Source organism: Halanaerobium sp. (assembly GCF_003070835.1).
Window position 1 is genome coordinate 1 of record NZ_QBLR01000233.1, and the last position, 5,415, is coordinate 5,415.

General features: G+C 25.5%; 8 protein-coding genes. 5 read left to right on the plus strand and 3 right to left on the minus strand.

The genetic code is table 11. From position 1 onward, the window contains the following. Positions 1-566: 566 nt before the first annotated feature. Positions 567-890 (minus strand): hypothetical protein, encoded by a 324-nt coding sequence (locus tag CI949_RS16130; protein WP_089720759.1) that lies wholly within the window; start codon positions 888-890, stop codon positions 567-569. Between the two features lie 215 nt (positions 891-1,105). On the opposite strand from CI949_RS16130, the gene CI949_RS16135 reads away from it, so the two are divergent. Further along, positions 1,106-1,597, plus strand: a complete 492-nt coding sequence (locus CI949_RS16135) for a helix-turn-helix domain-containing protein (protein ID WP_108141780.1) — start codon at positions 1,106-1,108, stop codon at positions 1,595-1,597. A 16-nt stretch (positions 1,598-1,613) separates the two neighbouring features. Continuing rightward, the gene (locus CI949_RS16140; RefSeq protein WP_108141782.1) at positions 1,614-2,120 is read left to right on the plus strand and encodes a hypothetical protein; all 507 of its coding nucleotides are present in this window, start codon (positions 1,614-1,616) and stop codon (positions 2,118-2,120) included. Between the two features lie 233 nt (positions 2,121-2,353). On the opposite strand, the gene CI949_RS16145 is transcribed toward CI949_RS16140, so the two are convergent. Continuing rightward, a complete protein-coding gene (locus CI949_RS16145) occupies positions 2,354-2,695 on the minus strand; it encodes a hypothetical protein (protein ID WP_108141784.1) in 342 nt (113 codons plus the stop codon). Positions 2,696-2,830: 135 nt separating this feature from the next. On the opposite strand from CI949_RS16145, the gene CI949_RS16150 reads away from it, so the two are divergent. Further along, positions 2,831-2,968, plus strand: coding sequence for a hypothetical protein (locus tag CI949_RS16150; protein WP_290768164.1), 138 nt, complete (start codon positions 2,831-2,833; stop codon positions 2,966-2,968). Positions 2,969-3,161: 193 nt separating this feature from the next. On the opposite strand, the gene CI949_RS16155 is transcribed toward CI949_RS16150, so the two are convergent. Then, positions 3,162-3,560, minus strand: coding sequence for a hypothetical protein (locus tag CI949_RS16155; RefSeq protein WP_290768166.1), 399 nt, complete (start codon positions 3,558-3,560; stop codon positions 3,162-3,164). A 399-nt stretch (positions 3,561-3,959) separates the two neighbouring features. Here CI949_RS16155 and CI949_RS16160 point away from each other — a divergent pair, with 399 nt between their 5' ends. Together CI949_RS16160 and CI949_RS16165 are read left to right on the plus strand one after the other, a co-directional pair. After that, entirely contained in the window at positions 3,960-4,568 is a 609-nt protein-coding gene (locus tag CI949_RS16160) for a recombinase family protein (protein WP_290768169.1), read from the plus strand. A 17-nt stretch (positions 4,569-4,585) separates the two neighbouring features. Then, the coding region (locus tag CI949_RS16165; RefSeq protein ID WP_290768171.1) for a hypothetical protein at positions 4,586-5,415 on the plus strand (830 nt) is incomplete at its 3' end.

The following is a 5,415-nucleotide window of genomic DNA, read 5'->3' on the forward strand; positions in this document are numbered from 1 at the left end:
CTATTTTTACAATTTAAAAAATATCTGACGATATATGTCGAAAAAACAGATTTATGTTTTAAAAATTTGTAGGACAATTATGATTACAAAAAGATCCTAATTTATAAGCTTTTATAGCTATTTTTATGGAAATTTGTAGGACAATATGTGTTAAGTTTCTAATTTAAATTTTGTTTTTTCAACTTATAAATTTTACTTGTGTTAAATCTTATCTCTTAAAATAGCTCTGATCCCTTATTATATAAGTGATGAAGTGTGTATCACAAGTATTTTACTCAAGTATTAAAAATAAAACCAAAAAATCTTGCAGTCCCTTCAATAACAGTAAAGTCTCTGTACGACAAATATATATTTTAATATTTAACAGCTACAACAATTATAATTTGGAAAACTGGCTTAATTTTATCTTCTAGTTTCTTTTCCTTTTTTGAATTTATTTAATGCTTGGTTTAATATTCAACTAATTAAATGGACTCATAGATTTTACAGGATGAAAAAATAAAACTCCCTGATAGTTAGAACCATCAGGGAGAAAATAAAAGGGGAGATTATTTTTTTAATTGATTTTACCTGTAATAATAAATTTTATCTTGATTCTGATAATCTGAATCTGGTGTCTTAAGATTTAATAAATCATCTTTGTAATTACCTGATCTATCTATTTCAACCATTACTGGAACAGGTTTTTTTGTATTATCCAGATAAATAAGTTGATTTGATTTTTTAAATTTTTGTCTATTCTTAAATAATTTTTTAATATCTCTATAATTTGATTTCATTAATTCTACACCAGCAGTTAATCCGATAATTAATAATATGATTTGAGTTGAAAAACTTAAAGTGGCGATTTCGTCTGCAGCTAACATAAAAATATCTATTATTTGTTTCACTTGCAAAACCTCCTGTTTTTATTTTGTGATTACAACAATATTGTATATTAAATTTGTTTATTTGTCAAATATTTTTAAAAATAACTTGCAATTTAAACAAATAAATGTTATAATAGTAGTAGAAATGATTTAAAACTTGTTTTGTTTGCAAATTGAACTGCTAATTTAAAAATATTAGTTTAAAAGATGTTTTAAATGAAAAAGAGGGGATTAAAATGGATAATCAGATCTGGGAGAATTTAAGGAAGATCAGAAAAAATAAAAATAAATCACTTAAAGAAGTTTCTAATTCAATTGGTATAAATACCAGTAGTTTGAGTCGGATAGAAACGGGAAATTCACCGAGTGTTAGCTTTGAGACCATCTATAATTTAGCTGATTATTATAATGTAAGTCTTGAGAAATTAGCTACAAGTAATATAAATGAGGAGAATCTTAGCGATAAAGATACAGATGAAATTACTATTTCAAGAGAAGAGATGCCATACTATAGCTTGGCTATTGAAGCAAAAAAAGAAGGGTTATCGGTTGAAGACACCAAAAATTTAATTTTGCTATTTAGAAAAATAACTTCTGAAATTCAAAGAAGAAATATAAAAGATAAATATTTTGATCTAGCTCTTAAGGCAAAAGGAAACGGAATAAGTGAAGCTGAATTCAGCAGCATGGTTGATATTATGATTAAGAACAAAGAAAATGATAATTAAGGGAGGATAATTAAAGATGAAAAAAGTAACCAAACTTGAAAATTATAGAAAGAAGAAAAAAGAAGAGAAACTTTCTCAAATAGATGAAAATGGTTTCAGAGAGATACCCGAAGACGAACTTGCAGAAATGCTAGATCGAAACGGGGATCTTAAACTTGATTCTGATGATTATGATATTTATGATGAGGAATTTATTCAGGAGAATGCTGAGCATATTGCTCACCATACTCTTCCTTTCTGTACAGTATGTGATAGTCCTTTGAAAGAAGGAGACAGAGTGGATTCCTTATGGCCAATGCAATATAGAAACAATATTTGCAACTGGTGCCAAGATAAATTACCAAAGAAGATAAAAAATAAAGGTATTGTAAATCTAGAAAAACTGGAATTGGTATTAATTGAAGAAGACTATAAAAAGATAAAAGAGCATTTAAATAAAAAAGACATTTATAATATTGAGGGACATCAAATAATTACTGAAGACTTATTCCAAAAAATTAAATATCAAATTTTGAATGGTTAACTTTAATCTTTTAAGAATAAAGCTCCCAAGCAGGGAGCTTTGTTCTGAAAGGAGATTTTCTATGTCTTATGTTCAGATGAGTTTCTCATTTAAGCATTATCAATTTTGACATTAACATCAAGTTTATCTATGCTACAGTTGGGGCAAAACCATTTGATATCTTTAAACTCCTATCATTGCATATTATATTAATTATTAACTTATAATAATAACTATTATTAGGATATCAATTTCTATTGAGCTTTACAATGATTTTTTCTAATATCTTCTACTATGGATTGAGCTTTGTCCCACCCTTTTTTGGTTAACATAAAAATTCCTCCATACCATTTTTCTGCATAACCCTTTCTAATTAGAGCAGCTAATCCAGCTCGATAATCAGCTTTTGTTTTGGGTGTGCTATCATAATATTGATTTCCAATTCGGATATAAGGCTGTTCAAAAGAAGTGTTTACCAGATAAATTTTTCCTTCAGCAAAATAAGCAAAGCCTAAAATCTCGCTTTCTTCATATCCCAAAACTTCATCAGAAAGAGTATTAAATTTTTTGATTGAATCAGTGATTTCACTCAACATTTTTATCAATTCCTTTCTATTAATTTATTTAATTATATCATTCACAAAGTTTTGTTTTTAGGTCATTTTGTAATTATTTTTTAAATAAGATAAAATAAATTATAGAATAAAAAGATAAAAAAAGGAGATGCTCTAATGACTTCTAGTGATAAAGGTAGATCACCAAAAGAATCTCTTGAACAATCTCTAAAAGAAATGAAAATGATGCGTGAAGGTAAAATGAAAAAAGCTACCTGGGAAGAATTTAAAAAGACTTTAGAAACAAATAATTAGATCACTATGAAAGGTGGTATAAATTATGCCAATTTCTTTAATTTTTTATAAATTTACTATTGATTGAGATAAAAAATGAAAATTTTGTTAAAAGAAGAAAATACCGAAGGAAGAAAAGCAAAAAAATAAATATCGATGAAAGTCTTAAAAGAGGGCGAAAACTATTAGAAGACCTATAATTTCATTAGTCTAATTATAATTCAAAAATTTCTTCCCCAAAATAATTATTAATTTTTTTCTTGAACTTTTCAGAAGGATTTTCACCTTCAAAAATCCATCTTTGAACACTTCTCTGACTTGAAGCGATTTCATCTGCCAGTTTTTTAGTATTAATTTTTAAATTTTCTTTTTTACTTTTTCTTTTCATAGCTTCTACAAGCCTTTTATTCTTAACTTCATTAACTGGGGAACGGTTAACCAACTTCAATTTTTTAATTGGTGGTTCATTATGTTTCTTATAATATCGTAAATATTTTCTGCATTTCGAACAAATACTTTTTTCTTTATTTTCAACTTCCTTGCCGCAGCGAGTGCATTTATTACTTTCTCTTCTCTTTTCTCTAAGCTTTTTCATAGTTTCAGCATCAGTCATTATTATTTTATTCCTTTCTACTAATCTATTTTAAAACTAAATATACGAATCATATGTTATGGATGATCAATTAAATTTTCTTATTAAGTAAAGTATATCATTCATATTATTAGCTTTTAAGTAGTTTTTGTAATTAATTTTAGGATACTGTAATTTATAAAACTTTTTAAAAATCTATTTTGGCATCTCAAAAAGTATACATATTGAAATGTATTTCAAGTAAATTAATAGATTATCTATAAAGCCAGTAATAGCAATTCATTCAGCTATTATTTGCTTTTTGTCAAATTCGTTTCAAAACATGCTAAATTTAATTTTGGTATATCCCATAATTAACATGTATCTTTTGAAACTTTTATGATACACTATAAGTAATAATTGGAAATAGAGGTGAAAAACATGAGTGGAAGAAAATATGGTTACATAAGAGTTTCGAGTAAGGAACAAAATCCTGCCAGGCAGAAAGATGCATTATTAAAAGCTGGAATTGAAGAAGGATATATTTTTACTGATAAAATGAGTGGTAAAGATTTTGATAGACCTGAATATCAGTTAGTTAAAAGACTACTCAAGAAAGATGATGTTTTATTCATTAAAGATTTAGATCGTCTTGGTAGAAATTACAGAAAGATAAAAGAAGAGTGGAAAGAAATCACGATGGATATTGGAGCAGATATTGTTGTTTTAGATATGGATTTATTGGACACTAGAAAATATAAAGAAGGAATGGAAGAGCTTATCTCCAATATTATTCTAGAACTTCTATCATATATGTCAGAAAAAGAAAGAAAGAAAATTAGGCAGCGTCAGAAAGAAGGAATTAAAAAGGCAAAAGAAAATGGAGTTAATTTTGGTAGGCCAAAAATTGAAGTGGATGATTTTGAATATTATCATGATCAGGTTTATAATCAAGAAAATATGACTGCAGTTGAGGCTATGGAAGAAATGGATATTAGCAAATCTACTTTTTATAGAAGAAAAAGTGAGTATGAAAATAAAAACATTTAAAGAGGGAGTTAATATTTATGCTAGATAATTTCAAAAATTTTTATGGGATTATTTTTAATGGTCAAATAACTTCTATTAGTATTTTATTGCCTATTACTTTTATTTTTATCCAACTTACAAATAAAGAATACACATCTAGTTTTTTTAATAAAATATTTAAAGATAATAACTTCAGATTATACTTATTATTTTCAAGCATAATTATATTTGTATCTGGAATTGGTACATATTTGCTTACTATTAAAGATTATAATTTTTTCTCTTTTGTAAATTTTAACTCAATTGCTATATTAACCTCTGAAAAATTTGGGCTATTTTTAGTCATGTTATTTTTAGTTAATTTTATACCGTTTTTTAGGTTTATTATTTCCAATCTTAAAAGTATTGATCCATCGATTTATATAAGTAGTTATTTAGATAACTTGTCTTCTAAAGAGGTTGAAATATATCTTTTAAATAATTATGGAATCCCCAAAAATATTGATCTTAGTAATATTTCATTTTCATTACAAGAATTAATGTCAAATGAAAATAATTTTAAAGACAATAAAGAAAATAACAACGATAAACTTTCAAAAATTAAAAGAGATAGAAAAAAAATAAAAAAAGAAATAGAAGAAGAATATAAAGATATTTTAGATGTTATAAAAAACATTTTAAATCATAATCTTACTAATTCTAATATAAATGACTTTAAAAGTTCAATTTTTTCTTTAATAAATAATTATTCAATTTTATATCATAAATTGGATGACTTAAAACACGAAGAACATCTTAAAAAAGCTTTAACTAAAGAATATATTCAAATTTTTAAGTTTTTATATGAAGATTCCCAGAATTTATCAAA

Bases quoted from the DNA above. Each gene is read 5' to 3' on its own strand.
- CI949_RS16150 (WP_290768164.1), top strand. From the start codon at position 2,831: ATGACTTCTAGTGATAAAGGTAGATCACCAAAAGAATCTCTTGAACAA.
- CI949_RS16135 (WP_108141780.1), top strand. From the start codon at position 1,106: ATGGATAATCAGATCTGGGAGAATTTAAGGAAGATCAGAAAAAATAAA.
- CI949_RS16160 (WP_290768169.1), top strand. From the start codon at position 3,960: ATGAGTGGAAGAAAATATGGTTACATAAGAGTTTCGAGTAAGGAACAA.
- CI949_RS16155 (WP_290768166.1), bottom strand. From the start codon at position 3,560: ATGACTGATGCTGAAACTATGAAAAAGCTTAGAGAAAAGAGAAGAGAA.
- CI949_RS16145 (WP_108141784.1), bottom strand. From the start codon at position 2,695: ATGTTGAGTGAAATCACTGATTCAATCAAAAAATTTAATACTCTTTCT.
- CI949_RS16140 (WP_108141782.1), top strand. From the start codon at position 1,614: ATGAAAAAAGTAACCAAACTTGAAAATTATAGAAAGAAGAAAAAAGAA.